The sequence below is a fragment of the Pseudomonas sp. lyk4-R2A-10 genome, assembly GCF_030209075.1.
Classification (GTDB): domain Bacteria; phylum Pseudomonadota; class Gammaproteobacteria; order Pseudomonadales; family Pseudomonadaceae; genus Aquipseudomonas; species Aquipseudomonas glycinae.
Genome location: NZ_JARVSR010000030.1, coordinates 1 through 22849, shown reverse-complemented (window position 1 = coordinate 22849; position 22849 = coordinate 1). Strand labels below are relative to the sequence as shown.

General features: G+C 59.9%; 27 protein-coding genes and 2 pseudogenes. 16 read left to right on the top strand and 13 right to left on the bottom strand.

All coding sequences use genetic code 11. The annotated features are described in order from the left end of the window. Window positions 1-42: 42 nt before the first annotated feature. Both QRN46_RS28920 and QRN46_RS28915 read right to left on the bottom strand, forming a co-directional pair. Entirely contained in the window at window positions 43-744 is a 702-nt protein-coding gene (locus tag QRN46_RS28920) for a YoaK family protein (RefSeq protein WP_011334934.1), read from the bottom strand. Window positions 745-768: 24 nt separating this feature from the next. After that, window positions 769-1098 carry a DUF6388 family protein gene (locus QRN46_RS28915; RefSeq protein WP_007958215.1) on the bottom strand — a complete coding sequence of 110 codons (330 nt, stop codon included), beginning with the start codon at window positions 1096-1098 and terminating at the stop codon, window positions 769-771. Between the two features lie 135 nt (window positions 1099-1233). On the opposite strand from QRN46_RS28915, the gene QRN46_RS28910 reads away from it, so the two are divergent. Continuing rightward, on the top strand, window positions 1234-1584 hold the full coding sequence (locus QRN46_RS28910; RefSeq protein ID WP_285358848.1) for a hypothetical protein: 351 nt from the start codon (window positions 1234-1236) through the stop codon (window positions 1582-1584). A 64-nt stretch (window positions 1585-1648) separates the two neighbouring features. Here the strand turns inward: QRN46_RS28910 and QRN46_RS28905 are convergent, their stop codons facing one another. Next, complete coding sequence (locus tag QRN46_RS28905) at window positions 1649-2074, bottom strand: GNAT family N-acetyltransferase (RefSeq protein WP_085654285.1); 426 nt, start codon at window positions 2072-2074, stop codon at window positions 1649-1651. Between the two features lie 137 nt (window positions 2075-2211). On the opposite strand from QRN46_RS28905, the gene QRN46_RS28900 reads away from it, so the two are divergent. From QRN46_RS28900 to QRN46_RS28885, 4 genes and pseudogenes are all read left to right on the top strand, one after another. Further along, complete coding sequence (locus QRN46_RS28900) at window positions 2212-2649, top strand: hemerythrin domain-containing protein (protein ID WP_285358846.1); 438 nt, start codon at window positions 2212-2214, stop codon at window positions 2647-2649. Between the two features lie 223 nt (window positions 2650-2872). Continuing rightward, window positions 2873-3508 carry a lytic polysaccharide monooxygenase auxiliary activity family 9 protein gene (locus QRN46_RS28895; RefSeq protein WP_011334930.1) on the top strand — a complete coding sequence of 212 codons (636 nt, stop codon included), beginning with the start codon at window positions 2873-2875 and terminating at the stop codon, window positions 3506-3508. A gap of 40 nt (window positions 3509-3548) precedes the next feature. Next, window positions 3549-4574: pseudogene (locus QRN46_RS28890) on the top strand (chitinase); the annotation flags it as partial. A 143-nt stretch (window positions 4575-4717) separates the two neighbouring features. After that, complete coding sequence (locus QRN46_RS28885) at window positions 4718-5308, top strand: NUDIX domain-containing protein (RefSeq protein ID WP_201820371.1); 591 nt, start codon at window positions 4718-4720, stop codon at window positions 5306-5308. On the opposite strand, the gene QRN46_RS28880 is transcribed toward QRN46_RS28885, so the two are convergent. Then, entirely contained in the window at window positions 5305-5820 is a 516-nt protein-coding gene (locus QRN46_RS28880; protein ID WP_011334927.1) for a methylated-DNA--[protein]-cysteine S-methyltransferase, read from the bottom strand. The genes QRN46_RS28885 and QRN46_RS28880 overlap by 4 nt on opposite strands. Before the next feature lie 134 nt (window positions 5821-5954). Between QRN46_RS28880 and ggt the strand changes: the two genes are divergently transcribed. From ggt to QRN46_RS28865, 3 genes are all read left to right on the top strand, one after another. After that, the gene (gene ggt / locus QRN46_RS28875; RefSeq protein ID WP_011334926.1) at window positions 5955-7682 is read left to right on the top strand and encodes a gamma-glutamyltransferase; all 1728 of its coding nucleotides are present in this window, start codon (window positions 5955-5957) and stop codon (window positions 7680-7682) included. A gap of 66 nt (window positions 7683-7748) precedes the next feature. Continuing rightward, on the top strand, window positions 7749-8282 hold the full coding sequence (locus QRN46_RS28870) for a cysteine hydrolase family protein (RefSeq protein ID WP_011334925.1): 534 nt from the start codon (window positions 7749-7751) through the stop codon (window positions 8280-8282). A 109-nt stretch (window positions 8283-8391) separates the two neighbouring features. Next, window positions 8392-9411 (top strand): lysozyme inhibitor LprI family protein, encoded by a 1020-nt coding sequence (locus QRN46_RS28865; RefSeq protein ID WP_201820365.1) that lies wholly within the window; start codon window positions 8392-8394, stop codon window positions 9409-9411. Between the two features lie 9 nt (window positions 9412-9420). Here the strand turns inward: QRN46_RS28865 and QRN46_RS28860 are convergent, their stop codons facing one another. After that, window positions 9421-10062, bottom strand: a complete 642-nt coding sequence (locus QRN46_RS28860; RefSeq protein WP_041475350.1) for a TetR/AcrR family transcriptional regulator — start codon at window positions 10060-10062, stop codon at window positions 9421-9423. A 123-nt stretch (window positions 10063-10185) separates the two neighbouring features. Here QRN46_RS28860 and QRN46_RS28855 point away from each other — a divergent pair, with 123 nt between their 5' ends. Both QRN46_RS28855 and QRN46_RS28850 read left to right on the top strand, forming a co-directional pair. Further along, complete coding sequence (locus QRN46_RS28855) at window positions 10186-10644, top strand: GNAT family N-acetyltransferase (protein WP_285358843.1); 459 nt, start codon at window positions 10186-10188, stop codon at window positions 10642-10644. Between the two features lie 122 nt (window positions 10645-10766). Continuing rightward, the gene (locus tag QRN46_RS28850) at window positions 10767-11381 is read left to right on the top strand and encodes a hypothetical protein (protein ID WP_201820360.1); all 615 of its coding nucleotides are present in this window, start codon (window positions 10767-10769) and stop codon (window positions 11379-11381) included. Between the two features lie 51 nt (window positions 11382-11432). Here QRN46_RS28850 and QRN46_RS28845 read toward each other — a convergent pair whose 3' ends face one another. Both QRN46_RS28845 and QRN46_RS28840 read right to left on the bottom strand, forming a co-directional pair. Beyond that, a complete protein-coding gene (locus tag QRN46_RS28845) occupies window positions 11433-11978 on the bottom strand; it encodes a hypothetical protein (RefSeq protein ID WP_011334921.1) in 546 nt (181 codons plus the stop codon). A gap of 77 nt (window positions 11979-12055) precedes the next feature. Further along, complete coding sequence (locus QRN46_RS28840) at window positions 12056-12352, bottom strand: DUF7693 family protein (RefSeq protein ID WP_201820357.1); 297 nt, start codon at window positions 12350-12352, stop codon at window positions 12056-12058. Between the two features lie 160 nt (window positions 12353-12512). Here QRN46_RS28840 and QRN46_RS28835 point away from each other — a divergent pair, with 160 nt between their 5' ends. After that, window positions 12513-13958, top strand: coding sequence for a SulP family inorganic anion transporter (locus QRN46_RS28835; RefSeq protein ID WP_201820354.1), 1446 nt, complete (start codon window positions 12513-12515; stop codon window positions 13956-13958). 19 nt (window positions 13959-13977) lie between these two features. Here QRN46_RS28835 and QRN46_RS28830 read toward each other — a convergent pair whose 3' ends face one another. Further along, window positions 13978-14496, bottom strand: coding sequence for a carboxymuconolactone decarboxylase family protein (locus tag QRN46_RS28830; protein ID WP_201820351.1), 519 nt, complete (start codon window positions 14494-14496; stop codon window positions 13978-13980). A gap of 135 nt (window positions 14497-14631) precedes the next feature. Between QRN46_RS28830 and QRN46_RS28825 the strand changes: the two genes are divergently transcribed. Then, on the top strand, window positions 14632-15453 hold the full coding sequence (locus QRN46_RS28825; RefSeq protein WP_285358838.1) for an AraC family transcriptional regulator: 822 nt from the start codon (window positions 14632-14634) through the stop codon (window positions 15451-15453). A 3-nt stretch (window positions 15454-15456) separates the two neighbouring features. On the opposite strand, the gene QRN46_RS28820 is transcribed toward QRN46_RS28825, so the two are convergent. Continuing rightward, on the bottom strand, window positions 15457-16350 hold the full coding sequence (locus tag QRN46_RS28820; RefSeq protein ID WP_011334916.1) for a DMT family transporter: 894 nt from the start codon (window positions 16348-16350) through the stop codon (window positions 15457-15459). Between the two features lie 89 nt (window positions 16351-16439). Between QRN46_RS28820 and QRN46_RS28815 the strand changes: the two genes are divergently transcribed. The 3 genes from QRN46_RS28815 (at window position 16440) to QRN46_RS28805 (ending at window position 19059) form a co-directional block, all read left to right on the top strand. Continuing rightward, complete coding sequence (locus QRN46_RS28815; RefSeq protein WP_285358832.1) at window positions 16440-17771, top strand: aminotransferase-like domain-containing protein; 1332 nt, start codon at window positions 16440-16442, stop codon at window positions 17769-17771. A gap of 55 nt (window positions 17772-17826) precedes the next feature. Then, the gene (locus tag QRN46_RS28810) at window positions 17827-18213 is read left to right on the top strand and encodes a c-type cytochrome (RefSeq protein WP_285358830.1); all 387 of its coding nucleotides are present in this window, start codon (window positions 17827-17829) and stop codon (window positions 18211-18213) included. A 150-nt stretch (window positions 18214-18363) separates the two neighbouring features. After that, window positions 18364-19059 carry a hypothetical protein gene (locus tag QRN46_RS28805; RefSeq protein ID WP_201820344.1) on the top strand — a complete coding sequence of 232 codons (696 nt, stop codon included), beginning with the start codon at window positions 18364-18366 and terminating at the stop codon, window positions 19057-19059. Between the two features lie 117 nt (window positions 19060-19176). Here the strand turns inward: QRN46_RS28805 and QRN46_RS28800 are convergent, their stop codons facing one another. Then, complete coding sequence (locus tag QRN46_RS28800; RefSeq protein WP_201820341.1) at window positions 19177-20856, bottom strand: sensor domain-containing diguanylate cyclase; 1680 nt, start codon at window positions 20854-20856, stop codon at window positions 19177-19179. 173 nt (window positions 20857-21029) lie between these two features. Here QRN46_RS28800 and QRN46_RS28795 point away from each other — a divergent pair, with 173 nt between their 5' ends. After that, entirely contained in the window at window positions 21030-21365 is a 336-nt protein-coding gene (locus tag QRN46_RS28795) for a hypothetical protein (RefSeq protein ID WP_064380631.1), read from the top strand. A 76-nt stretch (window positions 21366-21441) separates the two neighbouring features. Here QRN46_RS28795 and QRN46_RS28790 read toward each other — a convergent pair. The 3 genes and pseudogenes from QRN46_RS28790 to QRN46_RS28780 form a co-directional block, all read right to left on the bottom strand. Beyond that, window positions 21442-21723: pseudogene (locus QRN46_RS28790) on the bottom strand (hypothetical protein); the annotation flags it as partial. Between the two features lie 115 nt (window positions 21724-21838). Further along, entirely contained in the window at window positions 21839-22156 is a 318-nt protein-coding gene (locus tag QRN46_RS28785) for a DUF6966 domain-containing protein (protein ID WP_221614406.1), read from the bottom strand. An 89-nt stretch (window positions 22157-22245) separates the two neighbouring features. After that, window positions 22246-22647 (bottom strand): hypothetical protein, encoded by a 402-nt coding sequence (locus QRN46_RS28780; RefSeq protein ID WP_221614407.1) that lies wholly within the window; start codon window positions 22645-22647, stop codon window positions 22246-22248. Window positions 22648-22849: the final 202 nt, after the last annotated feature.

Sequence of the window (22849 nt, the reverse complement as noted above, 5' to 3'; positions counted from 1 at the left end):
GTCGATGTTTCCCGTGTCCGTCCTGATGCGATCAGGTGTCTGTCAGCGCGGCATGTAGCCCAACTGCCAGCGCCGCGGAATTTTCAGGGTCAGCAGCCCCAGAACGCCAGCGAACAGACCGCTGACCAGCATCGCCCGAAGTCCCAGATGATGCTCCAGCACCGCCCCCAGAATGGCGCCGACCAGCATCCCGCTCCACGGCACCAGTTGCACCCGCCAGCCGCTTCGCCGTTCGCCGAGCACCCAGCGGCCCAATCCACGACCGAATCGGGACAAGGCGCCGGTGACGTACGTCAGCCCGACCGGCAGACCGTTTACTTCTTCTACCGCCGCGTTGAGCATGCCCATCGCAATGATCGCCGCCAACAGGGCCGGCAGTTGCGTGTCAAAGGGCCAGGCTGCCAAACAGAGCAGAGCGGCGATGGACAACAACAGGGGCAGCGCCCGCCGTCCACCCAGTCGGCTGACTACAACCCCGAGGGCATTACCGACAATGAACGTCGCGACGAGCAGGATCAGCCTTATTGTCAGGCCGCTGTCGCCATCGCTGATTGCCACGGCCAGCCGCGTGGTGTTGCCGCTCATGAAGGAAACGAAATCGCCGCTGGCCATGAAGCCGATGGCGTCGGTCATGCCGGCCAGTACCGACAGGCTGGCAACCAGCGCCAGGCCCACACGGCCGCGCCATTTCTGTATGTGAAGATGTCCGGGGCTGGCGCGGTGGGTCGAAGTCGAAGGCAGCATCGATAAAGCGTCCTTGAGCAGGGTTTACGGTTCTATGCCATACAGATCGCAATATTCCAGCCAGTCCATGCCGGCCATTTCCGCGACTTCGCGATGAACTTCCAGGCGTTGCGCCTGATATTCCTCGGGCGTCGCGGCAGTCAGTTGCAACGTCAGTTCCCAGGCAAACAGCCCCTGGCTTTCGGCCTCAGCTTCGAAGGCTTCGTGCAGGCGTTCTTCGCGGTACTGCGCCTGGGTTTCGCCCTTGGCCTGGGCCAAGAGCGGGTTGAGGTGATCGAGGGCTTCGCGCAGTTCGGGGCGTGCATCGAGAAACAGTTTCAGGGCCTGTTCGTGTCGCTGGTCAGTAGGCGCCATGGGCTTTCCTTGTAAGGCTGATGACCGTTAATGTGCCGCAGCGGCCGGCATGTGTCGCGCTTTAAATGCAGTAAAGCAGAACGATTTTTCCGGCTGCGGTGATACAGTCCGCTTTTTTCCGAATGAGCGAATGCAATGCGAATGCTGATGGTGGCGCTGGCGACAACCCTGCTGGCCGGTTGCGCGGGCTCGGCGATGGAAGACGCCCGCACGCAAACCCCTTACAAGACCCTGAGCTCGGAGAAGCCCGAAAAAGACGTGGCCCGATGCGTTCAGTTCGCCTGGCAGGACGAAGCGGTGTTCGGCGTGGACGCGGCGGCGTATCTGCAACCGGGCAAGAAGGGTGGTTCAACGGTTTACACGCGCTCGGCTGAGTCGTTTGTCGACTTGAGCACGGATGCGTCCGGCACCGTGTTGAACTACTACGCGCAGAAGGATGATTTTGTGGCCAAGCGCCGCTTGGCGGCGTTGGCGACCTGTCTGTAACGGGCGGTTGAATGCATTGAAGCATGCGCGACCCTCGCCAGCCTGCGGGCGAGGGTCGCTGAATTCAATCAATCAAACGCTTCTGGAAAAAATGCCGCTTGTGCCCCAGCGGATAATCCACAATCTCGCCACACTCGGTATACCCCAGTTTTTTGTAGAACCCGGGCGCCTGAAAATCAAAGGTATCGAGCCAGATCCCCACGCAGTCTTTTCCCCGGGCGAATTCCTCGACCATGTTCATCAGCTTCGAGCCGATGCCCTGTCCCCGGCCTTCTTCCGGCACCGCCAGTAACTCGATAAACAGCCACCGATAGAACGTGTGCCCATAGAGGCCACCGAGGATCGCGTCGTTGTCGTCGCGTACCAATAGCGCGACCGGTTCGTACAGCGAAGGTCCGGCTTTGGCGATGTTATGGGCACGCAGCGGCGCCAGGATGGCCGCGCGCTGTTCTTCGGTGGGGTCCTGTGACAGCTCGATCCGCAACGTCATGTTGTCTTCCTTGTAGTAATGAATCGGCAGCCTATCGCGCCACCGTCGGTTGAAGCAATCGCTTGGAACCGTTGCTCCTGCGCCGCGGTCTAGCCCTTCAGGGCGTCCATCCGGAACGCGTTTGCCTGGGAGATTCCATGAACATTTTCGAAGCCCTGCGTGAAAGCCACGATCGTCAGCGGACCTATGCGAAGTCGTTGATCAAGACCAGCGGTGACACCCCGGAAAGGGTCGAGGCCTACAAGCAGTTGAAGGCTGAGCTGCAAGCCCATGAAACGGCTGAAGAGCGCCATTTCTATATTCCGCTGATGGAGTACGACAACGGTATCGACCTCAGTCGGCATGCCATCGCCGAGCACCATGAAATGGACGAAATGATGGAAGAACTCGACGAGACCGAGATGTCCAGCCCGGCCTGGTTGGCCACGGCGAAAAAGCTTTCGGAGAAGGTCCATCACCACTTGCAGGAAGAAGAGCAGAAATTCTTCCAGATGGCCGGCAAATTGCTCGACGACAAGCAAAAGGTACAGCTCGCCGGGCAGTATCAAAAGGAGTTCGAGGCTCAGCTTTCCTGAGCCGGTAAATGCAGGTTTTTGTTATGACGCGGTGTAGTCTTTTTGCCATGCGACGGGTGAGCGTCGTTGCAACACACTGTGTTTATACACAGTATTTTCGGCGTTTTTCGAGTTTCGTCGAGGCAGACTGCGACAAAACCGCCGATGGACAAAAAATCCCCCTCCGTTAGCTTGAAGGCCTCTCCTCGGACAGGAGAGTTCTTAAATCAACGGAGTGAAAAACATGAACCAACCACAAGCTCAAACCCAACTGCGACACGGTCGCGTCATTTCCCCTGCAAGCCGCGGCGCGGTGGCCATCGAGCAAGGATTGCTCGGCGGCTGGCAGGTCAATGAAATGGAAGGTGGCAAGAACTTCCCGGCACTCGCGGCCGGTCCGTTCCCGGCGCCGTTCGAAAGCGACAACCCGAGCGTCGTACCGCCTGCTGACGGCTATATTCTCAGTGGCGGCAAGAACGATGCACGTGACTGCGTGAACTTCACTGCAGAAGAAATGAGCAAGAAACTCGGGCGTCCGTTCTCCTGGCCGCTGCTCAATGTCACTCCCGGCCAGACCCTTGAGGTCAAATGGGAGTACACCGCACCGCACACCACCCGCGGTTACCGCTGGCTGATCACCAAGGATGGCTGGGACCCGAAACAACGCATCACCCGAGCGCAGCTGGAGGCGCAACCGTTCGCCGAGGATTTCTATCCGCAAGTCCCGTACTACAGTCATGCGGCGGAATTGAAAGCCAAGGTCAATCACGCTGTGAAACTTCCAGGCAACAAGCAAGGGCATCACGTCATCGTCCTGATGTGGATCGTCGCCAACACCGGCAACGCCTTCTATCAGGCCTTCGATGTGGACTTCAAATAAGCCCGCAACGCCAAACCCACAGGTTCTGAAGGATTAGAACATGTCAAACATCGACTTCACCCTATTGAAAAACCAGGCCAGCGACGCGGCGTCGCTGATGCCGAGCCTTGCCGGCAAGAAGATCCTCATGGGCTTCTGGCACAACTGGCCGGCCGGCCCGAGCGATGGTTACCAGCGCGGCCAGTTCGCCAACATCGCCCTGGAAAACGTGCCGAAGGAGTACAACGTGGTCGCGGTGGCCTTCATGAAGGGCAGCGGGATTCCGACCTTCAAGCCGTTCAACGTCTCCGATGCCGAGTTCCGCCGTCAGGTCGGCGTGCTCAACAGTCAGGGGCGGGCCGTGCTGATTTCCCTGGGCGGTGCCGATGCGCACATCGAGTTGCGCGCCGGCCAGGAGCAACCACTGGCCAATGAAATCATCCGTCTGGTGGAAACCTACGGTTTTGATGGCCTGGACATCGATCTTGAACAGAGCGCGATTGATTTCGCCGCCAACAAGACCGTCCTGCCAGCCGCGCTGAAACTGGTCAAGGATCACTACGCCGGCCAAGGCAAGCATTTCATCATCAGCATGGCGCCGGAGTTCCCGTACCTGACCACCTCCGGCAAATACGTCGGTTATCTGCAGGCGCTGGAAGGCTATTACGACTTCATCGCTCCGCAGTTCTACAACCAGGGCGGCGACGGGGTCTGGGTGCCGGAGGCCAATAACGGCAACGGGGCGTGGATCGCCCAGAACAACGACACGATGAAAGAAGACTTCCTCTATTACCTGACCGAGAGCCTGGTCACCGGCACTCGCGGTTTTACGAAGATCCCGGCGGACAAGTTCGTCATCGGCCTGCCGGCCAACGTCGATGCCGCCGCCACCGGTTACGTGATCGACAAAACCGTGGTCGGCAACGCGATGAAACGCCTGGCGGTCAAAGGGCATCCGATCAAGGGCCTGATGACCTGGTCGGTGAACTGGGACAACGGCACCAGCAAGGATCGCGTGCCGTACGACTGGGAATTCAGTCGGCGTTACGGACCGCTGATTCACGGGGCGCCGTCTGCGGCGCAGGGCGCTGATGCAGCAACGGTGAACGTGGCACATCAGTAGTCAATGAAGGAAAAGCCCGGTAGCGCTGCCGGGCTTTTTTTCGTCGGCGGTTCGCAGCATTTCACCTACCATGGCCATCTTCCAATGACAAAAAAGGATCAGGCGTCATGTCCAACACAGCCGAGCGGGTCAACATCGTCGATACCCAAGTGTTGTCCCACGACTGGTATCTGCTGAAGAAAATCACCTTCGACTACCACCGCAACAACGGTGACTGGCAGCGTCAGACGCGCGAGGTTTACGACCGTGGCAATGGCGCGGCGATTCTGCTGTTCAACCGCGAGCAACGCACCGTGGTGCTGACCCGGCAGTTCCGCCTGCCGGTGTTCGTCAACGGTCACGACGGCTTGCTGATTGAAGTGGCGGCCGGACTGCTTGAAGGCGCGGCGCCGGAGCAGCGCATTCGCGACGAGGCCGAGGAAGAAACCGGCTACCGCGTGCATGACGTGAAGAAGGTGTTCGAGGCCTACATGAGTCCCGGCTCGGTGACCGAGAAGCTGCACTTTTTCATCGCCGAGTACGATGCTTCGTCAAAGGTCAGTGAAGGGGGCGGTCTGGAAGAAGAGACCGAGGAACTTGAAGTGCTGGAGTGGCGTTTCGAGGACGCGCTGGCGGCGTTCCAGCGGGGTGAAATCTGCGATGCCAAGACCATCATGCTGCTGCAGTATGCGGCGATGAATAACCTGTTTGGCGGTTAAAACAGATCGCCGGTTTTACCGATGTCCGACCACTGGCCACCCTCCAGAGTCAGCAAGCGCTCCTTCGCTTCCAGGCCTCCGGCAAACCCGGTCAGTTTTCCTGAGGCGCCGATGACTCGATGGCACGGCGCGATGATCGAAATCGGATTGCGCCCGTTCGCCGCGCCAACGGCACGCACCGCGCTCGGGTGGCCGATCTGTTCGGCGATCTGGCTGTAGGTCCGGGTTTCGCCAAACGGAATGGTCAGTAGCGCGGCCCAGACTTTTTTCTGGAACTCGGTGCCGGCAAAGTCCAGCTCCAGATCGAACGCGTTTCGCGTTCCTGCAAAATATTCTTCCAGCTGTCGCGCGGTTTTCATCAATACCGGGTTGTCCGGTGCCTCGCTCATTGGCCCGAGGCGCACTCGGTTCGGTTTGTCGTTTTCCCAGAGGATGGCGGCCAGACGTGAGCCGTTCGCGACCAGCTTCAACTCGCCGACGGGCGAGGGCAGGGTGATGAACGTGTAGGCCATGGGAAAAACTCCGGGAGGGGCGCGAAAACTGCGCCCAGCATACTGCCGGATCGGGGAGGCGCAAACCGCAATCACGACCATACTGGCTGATGCTCTAAGCGCTTTCCTACCTTATAAAAAGAAGAGACCGACTCATGAAGTACGAACCTTTTGCCAAATCGCTGATTGCGACCTCGTTGGCGCTCAGCTGCCTCATGGCGCACGCCGCCTCGGTTGCCCCGGTTGCTGCCGAAAACGGCATGGTGGTCACCGCCCAGCACCTGGCCACCCACGTGGGTGTCGACGTGTTGAAAAGTGGCGGCAACGCGGTGGATGCGGCGGTCGCCGTGGGTTATGCACTGGCGGTGGTTTACCCGGCGGCGGGCAACCTCGGTGGCGGTGGTTTCATGACCATTCAACTGGCGGACGGACGCAAGACCTTCCTCGATTTCCGCGAAAAAGCCCCGCTGGCCGCGACGGCCAACATGTATCTCGACAAGGACGGCAACGTCATTCCGGATCTGAGTACCCGTGGTCACCTCGCGGTCGGCGTTCCGGGCACCGTGTCCGGCATGGAGCTGGCGCTGAGCAAGTACGGCACCAAGCCGCGCAAGGACATGATCGCCCCAGCGATCAAACTGGCGGAAGAAGGTTTCGAGCTGGAACAGGGCGACGTCGAGCTTCTGGAGTACGCGACCGACGTATTCAAGAAGGACATCAAGGATTCCGGCGCGATCTTTTTGAGCAACGGCGAGCCGATGCAGGTCGGGCAGAAACTGGTGCAGAAGGATCTGGGCAAAACCCTGCGCACCATTTCCGAAAAAGGCGCCGACGGCTTCTACAAAGGCTGGGTGGCCGACGCCATCGTCACCTCCAGTCAGGCCAACAAGGGCATCATCACCCAGGCCGACCTCGACAAGTACAAGACCCGCGAACTGGCCCCGGTGGAGTGCGACTATCGCGGTTATCACGTGGTATCGGCACCGCCGCCAAGCTCCGGCGGCGTCGTGATCTGCCAGATCATGAACATTCTCGAAGGCTATCCGATGAAGGATCTGGGCTTCCATTCTGCCCAGGGCATGCACTACCAGATCGAGGCGATGCGTCACGCATACGTGGATCGCAACAGTTATCTGGGCGACCCGGATTTCGTGAAAAACCCGATCGAACACCTGCTGGACAAGAACTACGCGACCAAGCTGCGTGACGCGATCCAGCCGCAGAAGGCCGGCGTTTCGGCGGAACTCAAGCCCGGCGTCGCGCCTCATGAAGGCAGCAATACCACGCACTACTCGATCGTCGACAAATGGGGCAACGCGGTCTCGGTCACCTACACCCTCAACGACTGGTTCGGCGCCGGTGTGATGGCGAGCAAGACCGGGGTGATCCTCAACGATGAAATGGACGACTTCACCTCCAAGGTCGGCGTGCCGAACATGTACGGTCTGGTGCAGGGTGAGGCCAACGCCATTGCTCCGGGCAAGGCGCCGCTGTCCTCGATGAGCCCGACTATCGTCACCAAGGACGGCAAAGTGGTGATGGTGGTCGGTACGCCGGGCGGCAGTCGCATCATTACCGCGACGTTGCTGACCATGCTCAACGTCATCGACTACGGCATGGGCCTGCAGGAAGCGGTCGACGCTCCACGTTTCCACCAGCAGTGGATGCCGGAGGAAACCAACCTCGAAGACTTCGCCGCCAGCCCCGACACCAAGAAGATTCTCGAGAGCTGGGGCCACAAGTTCGCGGGCCCGCAGGACGCCAACCACATCGCCGCGATTCTGGTTGGTGCACCGTCGTTGGGTGGCAAACCGGTCGGCAAGAACCGCTTCTACGGCGCCAACGATCCACGGCGCAACACCGGGTTGTCATTGGGTTACTGAGCAGAGTAAAAAGGGGGCGGGCACACGTCCGCCCCTGTCTCAAGGACCGATCAAGGAAGGCTCACCATGACCACCGCATTGCTGATCATCGATGTCCAGCGCGCCTTGTGCACAGGCGAATACGAGTGCCACGACATCAAACGGGTGATCGATACCATCAACGGCCTCAGCGCCCGCGCGCGCCAATCGGGTGTGCCGGTGGTGCTGATCCAGCACAACGAAAAGGACAGTCCGTTCGCCCACGGTGCCGAGGGCTGGCAACTGGCTGACGGCCTGGCCACCGCGCCCGGCGATCTGCGCGTCGACAAGACCGCCAACGACTCGTTCTACCAGACCAACCTGCAGAAACTGATTCCCCGGGAAGACTTCGACCGCCTGGTGATCTGCGGCCTGCAAACCGATTACTGCGTCAACGCCACCGTGCGTCAGGCCCACCAACTGGGCTACGACGTGGAACTGGCGGCCGACGCGCATTCCACCGTCGACAACGGCAACATGAGCGCCGAAGACATCATCGCCGAACACAACAAGGACTGGGCGCACCTGACCGGTTCCGTGGCGCGGATCGATGTGAAGCCGGCGGCCGGGATCACATTCTGATGCTTGCTTGCACAAGAGCCCGGTTGCTCGCGAGCAACCAGTGAAAAAACCAGAGCATCGATAGCCCGGGCCCGGCATACTGCCGCCGCCTCAGGAATGGAATCTGTCGATGCTCGCTTTCAATCTCCGTCACGCCTTGCAGCTGACGTGTCTCGTATTTGCTACCGCCTCCCACGCTGCCAGTTTTGACTGTGCTGGCGCTTCCAGCCCCGTTGAAAAAGCCGTTTGTGCGGATCCGTATACCTCGAGTCTCGATGAGAAACTCGGGGCGCTCTGGCAGACAACGTTGGCGCAGGTGGCTGACCCGCAAGCGCTCAAGGCTGATCAGCGTTCATGGTTGAAACAACGCAATCAATGCGCTGCCAATAGCTCCTGCCTGCGCCGTGAGTATTTGATGCGTCTGAAAGCGCTTGAATACGTGGCCAAGCCTTTCAGCTGGGATGCCACCTGGCAGATGATTCCGTGGGGCGTTTCATCGGTGGCAGAAGTCACAACCAAGCGTTTGGACGCCACGCATATTGCCTTTGATGTTTCTGCGTCAAATGGTGGCAACTCTGGTGACATGGACGGTGTGGCCACAATTGACGGTGCCGTAGCGCATTTCGCTGAAGGCAACTGCACCCTGAAATTCAGCGCGCTCAACGGTTTGCTGGATGTTGATTCCGATGGCGGTGAGGGGGCTTGTGGTGGCGGGATGGGCGTTTACTACGATGGAAGGTATGTGGCATCTGACCAACCGATCGCGATTGAATACGACTTGCTGAGCCTTGGCGTCGTGCGTACGCAGCAAGAAGATCAGGCATTACGCACGTTGCTCAAAAGTGACTATCAGACGCTGCTGCAAAATAGCGGCTCAATGGCAACCGGCGAGACCTCTCGTGATGTGCCGGGGAGTGAGGTCAATGAGTTCTGGCTGCGAGGTCTGGCTTCCAGCAACGCGGCGATTCTGATGAGCGCGCCGGGAGGCCGAGTTTGGCTGGTGCTATTGGTTTTCGATGAGCAACGCAAAGTCAGGGCGCGGTATTACACCAACGTTCCCAAATGGAAAAAGCGGGTGCCTGATGTGCTGCTGGCGTGGCGTGAACGCTTGGCGGGAGAGGCGACACTGCCTCTGGACCTGATGCCCTGACTCTCACGTTCAGGTCGCAAACATCAACCTGCGAACATCACTCACCGGCTCGGACACCGCACCGCTCAGCACCAGCCGCGTAATCGTCTCCGCTGCCACCGCATAATCCTCATCCTGCGGCACCTCCCGCCCGGTGATGCGCCCCATCTGCCAGCCAATGTTGGTGTAGGTGCGCGTCGCCGACCAGATAAACAGCATCAAATGCTCTGGATCGACCGGCGCCAGCAGCCCGCGGTCGATCCAGCTGCGCAGACACTCGACATTGCGCCGGGCCTCACCGTGCAGCAGGTCGCGGCATTCGTCGGGCAACTGACGGCCGCCGAGCAGCAACTCACCACTGAAAACCTTGGCGATCGCCGGATGCTCGCGGGCGATGCGGATGCGGGCGGCGACGTAGGCGCGCAGGCCAATCAGCGGATCGTCGCTTTCGCGCAGCACCGCCGAAGCTTCCAGCAACGGTTCGACGAAGCCGAGCAGCACTTTGCCGTAGAGGTTTTCCTTGCTCTGGAAGTAGTAATACAGGTTGGCCTTGGGCACACCGGCGCGGGCGGCGATGTCGCGGGTCTGGGTCGCGTCGAAGCCGTTGGCGGCGAATTCTTCACTGGCGGCGGCCAGGATCAGTTGCTGGTTGCGTTCGCGGATGCTGCTCATGGACGGCATGGAGGTCTGGCCATTTCGGCTTCGCAATATACAAAACTATATAGCGATTAGGCCAGCAAACTCGTTTGTCAGCGCTATGCTGGTTTCAATTTCAATAACGTCAGGAAAAGGCCAATGACTCTCCGGGCCCTGCGCGCCACGACGATTCACCTCGACGCAGTGGCGAAGCTGTTCGACGCCTATCGCGGTTTTTACGGCCAGTCTTCGAATCTCGAGCAATCCCGGGCCTTTATCGCCGAACGCATGGCCGGCAATGAATCGGCGATTTTTCTGGTTGAGGACGAAAGCGGTGAGGCGTTGGGATTCGTGCAGTTGTACCCGACGTTCTCGTCGATTGACGCCCACCGCACCTGGCTGCTCAGCGACCTGTTCACCACGCCAGCCGCTCGGGGCCGTGGAGTGGGGCGACGATTGATGAACACCGCCCGCGACTTCGCCGTCGAAACCGGCGCCAAGGGCCTGGTGCTGGAAACCGCCACCGACAATTTCACCGCTCAGGGATTGTACGAATCACTCGGCTGGGTGCGCGATACGGGCTATTACACGTACACCCTCGATTTGCGCCAAAGCTGAATCGGCGCGAACTTTTTCACGGTTTTCCCGAATCAGGTCTTTTCCCGAACGTAGACGATCACTAGAATCCGCCCCGGCGCTCCGCAATGGAGGCTCTTTGATATCACTTTAGGGACGACATAATGCAATTCGGGAAAATCCTTGCGCTGGGTCTGGTGCTCACGCTGGGCGGCTGTGCCAGCTTCACCAAGGACGAAGTGGCCCCGGTCACGCTGCCATCGATGGCCAGCTATGCCAACAAGCCAAACGTCTATGTCGATTTCGATTTCTATCAGGGCGAGCCGAAAAGCGCTTCCGCCGTGGAAATGCCACAAGCTCGGGACATGCTAAAACCGCAACTGCAAACCGTCCTCAACGATTCCGGTTTGTTCGGTCGTGTCACCTTCGACAAATTCGAGAAGCAGCCAGGTGACTACAGCCTGCGCCTGAAAATGTACAACCATCCACCGAATGGCGGTCAGCTGGTGCTGGCCTTCATCAGTGGTCTGAGCATGACGATCATTCCGGCCTATGCCACCGACCAGTACACCATGAGCCTGGAAACCCTCGATCAGCAAGATCAGCCGCTGTCCACTGCGAGCAACCATGACGCGGTCGGCACCTGGATGGGCATCTGGTTCCTCCCGCTGGCGTTCAATACGCCGAAAGCAGCGGTGACCGATACATTCACTCGGCAGGTCAATGCGTTGCTCAAGGAGTGGGCCGACAACAACCGTCCGAAATATTCGGGCATTTGACGCACTCCAGCCGCAAAAAAAGAGCCGCAATCGCGGCTCTTTTTTTGGCCCTTACTTCAGGGCCTGAATGAACTGTGGATCGCTGTACAGATTTTTCAGCAAGTCCTGCAGCATCGGGTTGTAGGCGTTGGTCGCGTTGGGGATCGCGATAAAGCCGAAAAAGCTGCTGTTCCACTGATGGCTGACATCTTTGGTAGCGTCGTACACCACATCGCTGCCATTGCGCAGGGTGAAACGCGCAGCGATGGTGCCATCACCGGTGCCCATGCCAGCGTTCAACTGGTTTTTCACGACCAGCACCTGCAGATGACGCGTCGCCTGCGGATCGAGCAGACCGGCCTTGCGCAGTTCTTCGGTGATCGCGTCCTGGATGTGCGCCGGGATGCTGCCTGTCGGTGACTTGATCGGGTTGGCGCGGACCATCAACGAGCCTTCGCCCGATTCAGCGGTGACTTGTGGATTGCTGATCGCGTGCAGCGGCGGGGTTTGCTTGAGCTTCTGAACATTGTCGAAGCTTGGCTCGTAACGGGCCATGGTCATGCCACAGCCTTGCAGGAGCAGAGCAAACAGCGGGATCAACAACAGCGATTTTTTCACGGCAGTTCCTTGCGCGTAGAAGAGGGGGGCGAATTATGGGCAGAGTGCCATCATTGGGCAACTCTGTTTGCCGTCCCTCATTCACGTTGCTGCAACAAGCCCTCGATCTGCGCCAGCTCCCAGGTACTCAACAGACTAATCGGGTCGGTGCCGAAGCGCTGCCGGGTGTCGAGCGTCCACTCGCGACCGTCCGGGCAAAGACAATCAGCGCAGTGATGCAGGCGCTGGCCGTCGAAGTCCAGTTGCAAGCGCCAGCCTTCGATGTCGACCGCAACCCCATCCGTTTGCACGTCCATCACCCGCAAGGCACACACGCCCAGCGCGGCATCGCGCAATCGCTGGCACACTTCGCGGCTGGTCAATTCGGTCGGCATTCGGGGCTCCACTGGCTTAAACAGCGCGCCAGCATAGAGTGCGCGCTGGAGGTTGTCAGCGATGACTGGCCCGCTGCGGGGCATTTGCGTAACATCCGCAACCCTCCTTTTTCCGTGAAAATCAGTGGCCGCGACCGTCGGCCGCTCTGTCAGGTAAGCCATGAAACCGATTCGTCTGCGCGCCGATGTCCTGGCCGGACTCACCACCTCGTTTGCCCTATTGCCCGAATGCATTGCGTTTGCGCTGGTGGCCCACCTCAATCCGCTGATGGGCCTGTACGGCGCTTTCATTATTTGCACGTTGACTGCGCTGTTCGGTGGCCGGCCGGGCATGGTCTCCGGGGCGGCCGGATCGATGGCGGTGGTAATCGTCGCGCTGGTGGTGCAGCACGGCGTGCAGTACCTGTTGGCGACGGTGTTGCTCGGCGGCTTGATCATGATGGCGTTCGGGCTGTTGCGGCTGGGCAAACTGGTGCGCATGGTGCCGCACCCGGTGATGCTCGGGTTCGTCAACGGCCTGGCGATCATCATTGCGCTGGCGCAACTGGAGCATTTCAAGAGCGGTGAACAATGGCTCAGCGGCACACCGTTGTATCTGATGACCGGGCTGGTGCTGCTGACCATGGCCATCGTCTACATCCTGCCGCGCCTGACCCGTTCGGTGCCGCCGGCTTTGGTGGCGATCCTCGGCGTCGGTTTGCTGGTTTACCTGCTCGGCCTGCCAACTCGCACCCTCGGCGACATGGCGCACATCGCCGGCGGTCTGCCGAAGTTTGCGCTACCGGACATCCCTTGGAATCTCGACACCCTGCGCATCGTCGCCCCCTACGCGATTCTGATGGCGCTGGTCGGCCTGCTGGAAACCCTGCTGACCCTCAACCTCACCGACGAAATCACCGAAACCCGTGGTTATCCGGACCGCGAATGCGTGGCGCTGGGCGCGGCAAACGTGGTCTCCGGTGCATTCGGCGGCATGGGCGGTTGCGCGATGATCGGCCAGACCGTGATCAACCTGAGTTCCGGCGGGCGCGGGCGCTTGTCCGGCGTCGTGGCGGGTGTGTTGATTCTGCTGTTCATTCTGTTTCTGTCGCCGCTGATCGAGCGGATTCCGCTGGCGGCGCTGGTGGGGGTGATGTTCGTGGTGTCGCAGCAGACGTTCGCCTGGGCTTCACTGCGGGTGCTGAACAAAGTGCCGCTCAACGATGTGCTGGTGATCATCGCGGTAACGACCATCACGGTGTTTACCGACCTGGCCACGGCAGTGTTGTGCGGGATTATTATCGCGGCGCTGAATTTTGCCTGGCAGCAAGCGCGTGAGCTGTACGCCGATGAACACCTGGAAGCCGACGGCAGCAAACTGTATCGCCTGCACGGCACTCTGTTTTTTGCCTCGACCACGCCGTTTCTCAATCAGTTCGACCCGGCCAGCGATCCGCAGCGGGTGACGCTGGATTGCCGGCACCTGAGCTTCGTCGATTATTCGGCCATCGCCGCGCTGAAAACCCTGCGCGAACGCTACGCCAAGGCCGGCAAGCAGTTGCAGGTGTTTCACCTGTCCGAGCGCTGCAAGAAGTTGTTGAAACGCGCCGGGGTCGACCACGACTGAGGTCGACCCCGGTGGCTGATCAGGCATCGATGGCAGGGAAATCGATGTCGGTCAGTGCCGCGTTGTTCAGGTAGTTGGTGAGGGTTTGCGCGGCGACGATGGCGATCACTTCGATGATTTTCTTGTCGTCGATGCCGGCGGCGCGGGCGGCGGCAATCTGTTCATCGCTCAGATGACCGCGGGTTTCGGTCAGTTGATGGGCAAGGGTGGCAAAAGCATTCAGTCGACCGTGACGCGCTTCGACGATTTCTTCTGCTGCCAGCCCGGCCTTGCTGGCAAACAGGGTGTGCGCCGCCAGGCAATAGTCGCAACCGTTGACTTGCGAGGTGGCCAGGTACACCGCCTCTTTTTCCTTGGCGCTCAAGGACGTCTTGCCCAGCGTGGCGGAGATTTGCACGTAGGCATCCAGCGCGACAGGCGCAGTGGCCAGGGTCTTGAACAGGTTGGGCAGGAAGCCGATTTTTTTCTGCACGCCTTCAAGTGTCGGGCGAGTGGCGTCGGTGGCGGTTTCGAGGCTGAGAGGGGCGATGCGGCTCATGGTGATTCTCCGAAAGTCCGGTGCGAAGTGCGCCGGGGATGGAGTGAATGCTACGGAGCGCGGCTGGTGCTTTGGGTGCAAATCGTCGAGGATATGCGACAGATCGTCCAAACCTGCCGCCGGAGGAGTCCTTCAATGGATCGCCTGTCCACCTTGCTCAGTCATTTCGGCGTCAATGCCGGTACGTTTCACAGCGGCACGTTCTGCGGGGTGAGCGCCTACGGCGGCGATCAGGTGTGCGGGCATGTGCACCTGTTGCAGGCGGGGGAGTTGTTGCTCAAACCGGGAAACGATCCTGAACTCTCGCTCAATGAACCGACCCTGATCTTTTTCCCTCGCCCCATGGCCCATCGCTTGTTTGCCAACGAAGCCATGGGCACGCAACTGGTGTGCGCTTCGCTGACGTTTGACGGCGGCTCGGGCAATGCCCTGGCGGCGGCACTGCCGGATTACCTGGTGCTGAAACTCGCCGACCTTCCCGAAATGGCCAACCCCCTGGAGTGGCTGTTCAAGGAAGCCTTCGACGGTCATTGCGGCCGTGAAGCGGTGATGGACCGGTTATTCGAGTTGCTGGTGATTCTGCTGCTGCGCCACCTCATCAGCAGTCGAAACCAGCAGCCAGGCATGATGGCGGGGCTGGCCGATCCGAAGATTTCCCGAGCCTTGAACCTGATGCACGAGCAGCCGGCCAAGGCCTGGAGTGTCGCCGAACTGGCAAGCGCGGCCAATCTGTCCCGCGCCGGTTTTGCCGAACATTTCCGGCGGGTAGTGGGGCAGACGCCGGTGGATTATCTGGTGAACTGGCGGATCAGCCTCGCGCAGAAACGCCTGCGCGAGGGACGGCCGATCGCCCTGATCGCCGAAGAGGTCGGCTATGAAAGTCCCTCGGCGCTGGCCCGGGCGTTTCGGCGCAAGACCGGGCTCAGCCCGCGTGAATGGAAGGCCGGTGCGAGCTGAAGACTATCTGGCGAATTTCTTCGCCCCGGCCACGCACAGGATCACCCCCAGCGTGACCACCAACATGCCGACGCTGACATGTTCATGCAGCAACGTCGCGGCCAGTGCCAGACCGAAGAATGGCTGCAACAACTGCAACTGTCCGACCGCCGCAATCCCGCCCTGAGCCAGCCCGCGATACCAGAACACAAAACCGATCAGCATGCTGAACAGCGAAACGTACGCGAGGCAAACCCACGCCGACACGCTGATACCGCTGAACGAGGCGGGCGCCAGCCAGACACTCAGCACGGCCATCACCGGCAACGACAGCACCAGCGCCCAGCAAATCACCTGCCAGCCGCCGAGAGTGCGCGACAGTTTGGCGCCTTCGGCGTAACCGAGGCCGCAGGCGAGAATTGCCGCCAGCATCAGCAGATCCCCGGTGGGCGAAGCGGTCAGGCCTTGCGAAATCGCGAAGCCGACCACCAGCGAACTGCCCAGCACCGAAAAAATCCAGAACACCGGGCGCGGCCGCTCACCGCCGCGCAGCACGCCGAAAATCGCCGTCGCCAGTGGCAGCAATCCTACGAACACAATCGAATGCGCCGACGTCACGTATTGCAGCGCCAAAGCCGTCAACAACGGGAAACCCACGACCACGCCCAGCGCGACGATCAGCAATGACAACCACTGATCCCGCGCCGGCCGTCGTTCGCGAAACAGCCACAACAGGCACAACGCCAGGGCGCCGGCGATGGTCGCACGGATGACGGTGAGGAACACCGGATCGAACTCCAGCACCGCCAGCCGCGTGGCGGGCAACGAGCCGCTGAAGATCACGACGCCGATGAAGCCATTGATCCAGCCGCTGGTTTTTTCCAGGGCCGGTGTGCCGAGGTGGGAGGTTCGTTCCATGGATGTGGCGCTCGGAGGTGGGTTGCGTCGAATCGATCCTAGGGCTGAGAATCAAGACAATCAAAAAATTGTCATGGATACAGCCCGACATGCCGCGCTCCCGCTACAAGACCCTTGTCGACACCTTTGCGGCTGACATCCGCGCCGGCCGACTGCTGCCTGGCACTCGCTTACCGACTCACCGGCAATTGGCGGCCAGCGAAGGGCTGGCGCTGGTCACCGCGTCGCGGGTGTACGCCGAGCTCGAGGCCATGGGCCTGGTCAGCGGCGAAGCCGGGCGCGGCACGTTTGTGCGGGAAACGTCGTTGTTGCCAGGGCAGGGCATCGACCAGAAAGACGTCGCGGTGGGCATGATCGACCTCAACTTCAACTACCCATCATTGCCGGGGCAGGCCGAGTTGCTGCGCACCGCGTTGCGGCAGCTGGCGCTGTCCGGCGACCTCGAAGCGCTGCTGCGCTATCAGCCCCACGCCGGTCGCCAGCATGAAAGGGTCTCGGTGGCGCGGCATCTGCAAACACGCGGTTTGAGTGTCGAGGCCGAGCAGGTGTTGATCGTCAACGGCGCGCAGCAAGGGCTGGCAGTCACGTTGATGGCGCTACTCAAACCCGGCGATGTGATTGCCGCCGACGCCTTGACCTATTCGGGATTCAAAGTGTTGGCCGAAGCGCTGCACCTGGAAGTAGTGGCGATCCCCGTCAATGAGCAGGGCCCCGATCTGGCGGCCCTCGACAAACTCTGCCGCCAACGACCGGTGCGTGCGGTTTACAGCATGCCGACCCTGCACAATCCGCTGGGCTGGGTGATGGCTTCGGAGCAACGTGAGGATTTGATCGCGATTGCCCACCGGCATGATCTGACAATCATCGAGGACGCGGCCTACGCCTTTCTGGTCGATAACCCGCCACCCCCGTTGGCGGTTCTGGCACCGGAGCGCACGGTCTACGTGTCGGGCCTGTCGAAAAACATCGCCACCGGCCTGCGTGTCGGTTTCATCGCCGCGCCGGTCGAGCGGGTGGCGGCGCTGGAGCGGATCATCCGCGCCACTACCTGGAACACCCCCGGCGTGATGACCGCCATCGCCTGCGGCTGGCTCGACGACGGCACCGTCACCTTGCTCGAAGCGCAAAAGCGCAGCGACGCCCAGGCCCGGCAAGTTCTGGCCGCGCAGGTTCTCGAAGGCCTGCCGACTGTGGGCCATCCTTCTTCGTATTTCCTTTGGTTGCCACTGCCCGAAGACGTTCGGGCCGACCATATCGTGGTCGAGTTGATGCACGAACAGGTTTCCGTCACCACCGCCGAACCTTTCACCGTGTCTACTCATGTGCCCCACGCGATTCGCCTGGCGCTGGGCTCGGTGGACATGCTTGTCCTGCGTCAAGCCTTGCTCAAAGTCCGTCAGGTCGTGGGCGCCTACCTGTAGCGCAAGTGACCGCGCGGGATTACCCTTGGCGCCGCCGAAGACCTGGAAATCCCTGATGAAAAACGCTGCACTGACTTTCGCCCTGATCCTCAACGCTGGCCTGCTCAGCACACCCGCTCTGGCTGCAGGCGACGCCGAGGCCGGCGCAAAAATCTTCCCGCGCCTGTGCGGCGGTTGTCATCAAGTCGGTGAATCTGCCCGCCCGGGATTCGGTCCGGAACTCAACGGCATCATCGGTCGCCCGGCGGGTACGTCGGCGAATTACGTGTACTCCGATGCGATGAAAAACTCCGGCCTGACCTGGGATCGTGAAACGCTGACGAAGTATCTGAAAGATCCGAAGGGCGTGGTGCCGGGGACGCGGATGATTTTCTGGGGACTGAGTGACGAGGAGAAGATTGATAATTTGTTGGCGTATCTGCAGACCTTTTCTCAGCAATGAAGCGCCTGTGCGGGAGCTGCGCATTTGAGGGGGCGGGGCGTTAGTCTGGCACGCGCCCCAATTTTTCCGTGGCAGTGAGTCATGCCATGTTCAAGGATTGGCGAGTGCGGGCGATAAGTCTGACATCCATTCCCTCGAACTTTCCCCGCCATGAAAAAATTGCTCATTGTTGTTGGCTCACTCTTGCTGCTCTGCGGATGCGTCACCAAAAATTTCAGTGTCGAAGATCGTCAGCAAATCAAGACCCTGAAAGTGCTCCCCGTGTATGTCGCCGTCGAAAACTTCAAATACACCAGCATGACCCAAGCCTGGAGCGCGGGACTCGGTGCCGGTGCCGGCGCAGCCACCGGGATGGCGGCCGGTGCATCGACGACACAAGTCAATGCATTGGCAGGCGCGGGGTCTGTGGAGGGGACAAAAAATGGTGATGTGCTGACGGGGGATATCTCCCGGGCAATCCTCAACAACATGAAGGCCAATGATATCGACCTGGCCAAACTGGTCCGCCAGAGTTTCGTTGACCGGGTTCAGCAGGAGCGGCTGTTCACAATAGTCGGAGAAGGCGAGCAGGCTGATGCCGAGATCGAGATCATCGTCTCGCAATGGGGGTTGAGCCTGAAAAACTTCAGCACCGAGTTGTATCCGGTTATTGGCGCAACCGCTCAGATCAAGCGCAAGGGCTCGGCGGTGTGGCGCAACTTTGAAACGATCTCCGTATTCAATGACGCCAACAACCTTGCTTACCTGCCGGAGCAATATGCAAGAGATCCCGAAGTTCTGCGCAAGGCGTTTACCCACGTGTCTGATCTGTTGATGGCCGATCTGATCAAAGACATGCAGCAATAAAGCGGTTTACTTCAGCGCCAGTCTCAATCGTGCAGTCACATCTTTGATCGACGCCCCCTGAGTCGCAGAGGGGGTCGGGCTTTCGCCAAAATGAATCATGGCGGCGTCGAGTTTGCATCAGCCATTTTCGCTCACCTCGACGAGAGAAGCCTGACAGGCCACTTGATTGCGGCCTGCCGCTTTCGCCTTATACAACTGCTGGTCGGCACGTTTGACCAGTGCTGTGGGGGTGTTGTCGGCCGGGTCGGCGAGGCTGACACCAATGCTGACCGTCACCGGGCCGACTGCTGGAAAATCCGCCTCGGCAATCGCTGATCGAATCTTTTCGGCGACGATATCGGGCGTATCGGGTTTGGCGATTTCCGGCAGCAGCACCGCAAATTCTTCGCCTCCGTAACGGGCGACGAAATCCGTGCTCCGGATGCTGATCTGGATCAGCTGCGCCAATTGCTGCAGTACGTCGTCGCCGGCCGCATGGCCGTGAGTGTCGTTGATGCGTTTGAAGTGATCGGCATCAATCAGAAGCAATGCAAACGGCCGCCCGGTACGACGGAACAGCAGGCTGTATTCGGTGAGTTTTTCGTCGAAACGGCGGCGGTTGTAGACACCGGTCAAGCCATCGTGGGTGGCCAGGTTCAGCAGCTCGGCGTTGGCCAGGGTCAGGGCCGCCGTGCGTTGGGCGACGGTGGCTTCGAGCGATGCGTTGGTCTCCTGCAGCTCACGCTCCTTGGCGAGCAGCGATTGGGTCATGGCATCGATGGACTGGCCGAGCTGGGCAATTTCCCGCACGGGATGCCGGAGCGGAAAGTACGCACCAGGCTGGTTGTTCTGCACTTTTTGGGCTGAACGCGCGAGGTGCTCGATGGGTCGGCTCAGGTACAGCGCCAGGTAATACGCTACGAGTCCGAATGTCACGGCGGCGAAAACCCCCAGCAACAGCAGTTTATAAAGCAGCAGTCGCGCCGGTTGCAGCGCAGTGTCCAGTGGTTGACGCACGGCAATCGACCACGACAGCGCGGTGCCCGTAGGCGTCGGCACCGTCACCTCACTGGTCAGGTACCCGTTGCCGACGACCCAGCCCGGGGACTTCGGATCCTTGGCCGGCATTTGTTGACCAACCAGCGCTTCCGGGTACAGCACCTTGCCGTCGTGATCGATGATCAGCGCTTCGATATCCGGCTCCGCCCCCTTGTGCGACATCGCTGCCGATTCGACGATGTGCGTGACCCAGCTCCAGTGCGCATGGGCGCCGAGCACACCGATCACCTGGCCATCGGCGTTGCGGATGGGCGCGGCGAAGTCGATGAAGCGCAGTGGCTCGCCGTTGGGCAGACCCGGCAACAGTTTCGCCAACAAAACGGCTTCGTGCGGATCGCCGGTGTATTCCCCGCGCAGACCGGCCTGAAACCATGGGCGCTGTTGCACGACCTGACCGACCAGCAAACCGTTGACTGCCTGATGCACACGCCCCTGAGCGTCGGTCACCCCCATCCACGCATACTCGGAGCGGGCTTCGGTGCGCAGCTGCATCGATTTGAGAATTGCCGGATTGTCCAGATCGCCGCGTTCCAGATGCGGCGCCCGGCTGAGCAGATAGACCTCCAGTTGCCGCTCGCGCAACTGCTCGCCCAGCAGCGTCGCCGCCGACCGCGCGGTACTCAGCAGCGCATTGCCGCTGGCGCGTTTCATTTGTTCAGTGGCGATATCACCGACGTAAAAGCCCACGCTCAATAGCGTCAGCAGAGACAAACCGGCAAACCAGAGAGTCAGGTGGCTACGCAGGCTGGCTTTAAGCATGAGCGAGGTCTGTTTTTATTGAAGTGGCGCCATGGTATGCGACATCGCGGACGGGCTGCCAGCAAGGCGTTTAATGAAAACCTGCCGAGACCGATATCAATGAGCCATTGCGTTCGGTAAAGTGCGCGCCGCCCGAGAGACGGATCCCGGGCGTTTACCCATGGAGTCTCGCAGTGAAATACCTCAGCAAAGTAGTCGCCGCCGCACTGTTCGGTGTGGTTCTGGCAGGTTGCACCGGCACCCCGATGAACACCAGACATTACGACAGCAGCCAATACACCGTGATTGGCCACAGCGAAGCCAGCGCCACCGGCCTGATGCTGTTCGGCGTGATCCCGATCCGGCAGAACAGCCGTTTCGTCCGTGCACAGGATGCCGCGATCAAGGCCAAGGGCGGCGACGCCATGATCAATACTCAGATTCAGGAAAACTGGTTCTGGGCATGGGTCCTGAGCGGCTATACCACCAAGGTCTCCGGTGATGTGGTCAAACTGAAAACCGTGCAATAAGCACCGGTTGGACGTGAAAAAGCCCGGCTGATCAGGCCGGGCTTTTTGTTTGTACAGCGGTAGAGCGTTTTATTCAGGCGACGCGGCGTTCTTGCAGGCGATCAGCGCCACCTTCGGCAACGCGACGTTCTTGCAGGCGATCAGCGCCACCTTCAGCAACGCGGCGTTCGATCAGGCGATCAGCGCCACCTTCAGCAACGCGACGTTCGATCAAACGATCCGAACCACCCTCAGCTAAACGACTTTCAATCAACCGATCCGGACCGCCTTCGGCGATCATGGTGTGGGCGGGTTTGGCTGCAAAAGCGTTGACTGCAAGAACCGAGAAAGCGATGCCGAGAAGGATTTGGCGTTTCATGATCGTGTGCTCCAGGGGTGTTGTTTGTTGGGTATGGAGCCGATGTTACGCCGCGAATTTTTTATGAGAACTTCATTGAGCTGATGGTGACTATCGACGCCAGCAATGAATGCCGTTATCGCTGCATGTGCCTGATTTCATTGGCCAGCTCGTAGGCTTGCTCACGGAGTTCGGAAAATTTTGCATTCAGTTCGCCATAGCCGCGCTTCCAGGCAAATGCACCGTTGATGCTGGTTTGTCCGAGCACGACATCATTGAAGGACCCCATCCCGCCATAGGCCGAGAGCAGCCACGTGATTCCGGAATAATCGGAGTCCAGCAATCGTGCGCGAGCTTTTCGCATCCACGCGCTCCAGTGCGCTTCTCCGTCGCTTTCCAGAACACTGATTAGCTCATTCAGTACCTTGATCAGCGTTTCGGTTTTCGGGCCCATGTTCAATCAGTGCTCCTTTTGATGAGGCGTAGATACTCAACCAGTGACGACTTCAAGACGCCGAAGAGTGAGCGTTGCGCAAAGAGCGATCAAACAAGCTGACGCTTCACGTCCAGCGCGATCGAGGCAAAGCCTTTACCTGTGCCCGGATTAGATGTCGAAGTATTTTGCATCGACGAGACGTCCTCCCAGCGATCCACGGATTCAATGTGATCATGGGAGGCGTCCGTATCGATTTCAAATGCGATGAAACATTCGTTTTGATCCAGCAAAAGTCCGAACAGGCGAGGCATGCCGGGAAAGTCGATTTCCAGTTCCAGCACGATGGACGACGACCAGTCGATGCCTTGGTACTCTGCGTATCGGGCCAGGGCGACAGGTACACCCTGTTTGCGCCATTCACTGGCGCAAAGCATCAAACGATGCGCAACGACTGCGTTTTGCTCCTGCACGTTGAGCTGTTTTTTCTTCAGTAGTCGTTCAATGTCCATGGGAAACCTGAAATTCGCAGCGTCGGGCTAAGAGCTTACCCAGCAAACGCAAAAAGCGCGCGCAAAGAAAAGCCCGGCTGATCAGGCCGGGCTTATCTTTATGCGCTGCTTACTTATGCAACGCGACGTTCGATCAGGCGATCAGCGCCACCTTCAGCAACGCGGCGTTCGATCAGACGATCAGCACCACCTTCAGCAACGC

Coding starts and splice junctions, on each gene's coding strand:
- QRN46_RS28920 (WP_011334934.1), bottom strand. CDS start 744: ATGCTGCCTTCGACTTCGACCCACCGCGCCAGCCCCGGACATCTTCAC.
- QRN46_RS28915 (WP_007958215.1), bottom strand. CDS start 1,098: ATGGCGCCTACTGACCAGCGACACGAACAGGCCCTGAAACTGTTTCTC.
- QRN46_RS28910 (WP_285358848.1), top strand. CDS start 1,234: ATGCGAATGCTGATGGTGGCGCTGGCGACAACCCTGCTGGCCGGTTGC.
- QRN46_RS28905 (WP_085654285.1), bottom strand. CDS start 2,074: ATGACGTTGCGGATCGAGCTGTCACAGGACCCCACCGAAGAACAGCGC.
- QRN46_RS28900 (WP_285358846.1), top strand. CDS start 2,212: ATGAACATTTTCGAAGCCCTGCGTGAAAGCCACGATCGTCAGCGGACC.
- QRN46_RS28895 (WP_011334930.1), top strand. CDS start 2,873: ATGAACCAACCACAAGCTCAAACCCAACTGCGACACGGTCGCGTCATT.
- QRN46_RS28885 (WP_201820371.1), top strand. CDS start 4,718: ATGTCCAACACAGCCGAGCGGGTCAACATCGTCGATACCCAAGTGTTG.
- QRN46_RS28880 (WP_011334927.1), bottom strand. CDS start 5,820: ATGGCCTACACGTTCATCACCCTGCCCTCGCCCGTCGGCGAGTTGAAG.
- ggt (WP_011334926.1), top strand. CDS start 5,955: ATGAAGTACGAACCTTTTGCCAAATCGCTGATTGCGACCTCGTTGGCG.
- QRN46_RS28870 (WP_011334925.1), top strand. CDS start 7,749: ATGACCACCGCATTGCTGATCATCGATGTCCAGCGCGCCTTGTGCACA.
- QRN46_RS28865 (WP_201820365.1), top strand. CDS start 8,392: ATGCTCGCTTTCAATCTCCGTCACGCCTTGCAGCTGACGTGTCTCGTA.
- QRN46_RS28860 (WP_041475350.1), bottom strand. CDS start 10,062: ATGAGCAGCATCCGCGAACGCAACCAGCAACTGATCCTGGCCGCCGCC.
- QRN46_RS28855 (WP_285358843.1), top strand. CDS start 10,186: ATGACTCTCCGGGCCCTGCGCGCCACGACGATTCACCTCGACGCAGTG.
- QRN46_RS28850 (WP_201820360.1), top strand. CDS start 10,767: ATGCAATTCGGGAAAATCCTTGCGCTGGGTCTGGTGCTCACGCTGGGC.
- QRN46_RS28840 (WP_201820357.1), bottom strand. CDS start 12,352: ATGCCGACCGAATTGACCAGCCGCGAAGTGTGCCAGCGATTGCGCGAT.
- QRN46_RS28835 (WP_201820354.1), top strand. CDS start 12,513: ATGAAACCGATTCGTCTGCGCGCCGATGTCCTGGCCGGACTCACCACC.
- QRN46_RS28830 (WP_201820351.1), bottom strand. CDS start 14,496: ATGAGCCGCATCGCCCCTCTCAGCCTCGAAACCGCCACCGACGCCACT.
- QRN46_RS28825 (WP_285358838.1), top strand. CDS start 14,632: ATGGATCGCCTGTCCACCTTGCTCAGTCATTTCGGCGTCAATGCCGGT.
- QRN46_RS28820 (WP_011334916.1), bottom strand. CDS start 16,350: ATGGAACGAACCTCCCACCTCGGCACACCGGCCCTGGAAAAAACCAGC.
- QRN46_RS28815 (WP_285358832.1), top strand. CDS start 16,440: ATGCCGCGCTCCCGCTACAAGACCCTTGTCGACACCTTTGCGGCTGAC.
- QRN46_RS28810 (WP_285358830.1), top strand. CDS start 17,827: ATGAAAAACGCTGCACTGACTTTCGCCCTGATCCTCAACGCTGGCCTG.
- QRN46_RS28805 (WP_201820344.1), top strand. CDS start 18,364: ATGAAAAAATTGCTCATTGTTGTTGGCTCACTCTTGCTGCTCTGCGGA.
- QRN46_RS28800 (WP_201820341.1), bottom strand. CDS start 20,856: ATGCTTAAAGCCAGCCTGCGTAGCCACCTGACTCTCTGGTTTGCCGGT.
- QRN46_RS28785 (WP_221614406.1), bottom strand. CDS start 22,156: ATGGGCCCGAAAACCGAAACGCTGATCAAGGTACTGAATGAGCTAATC.
- QRN46_RS28780 (WP_221614407.1), bottom strand. CDS start 22,647: ATGGACATTGAACGACTACTGAAGAAAAAACAGCTCAACGTGCAGGAG.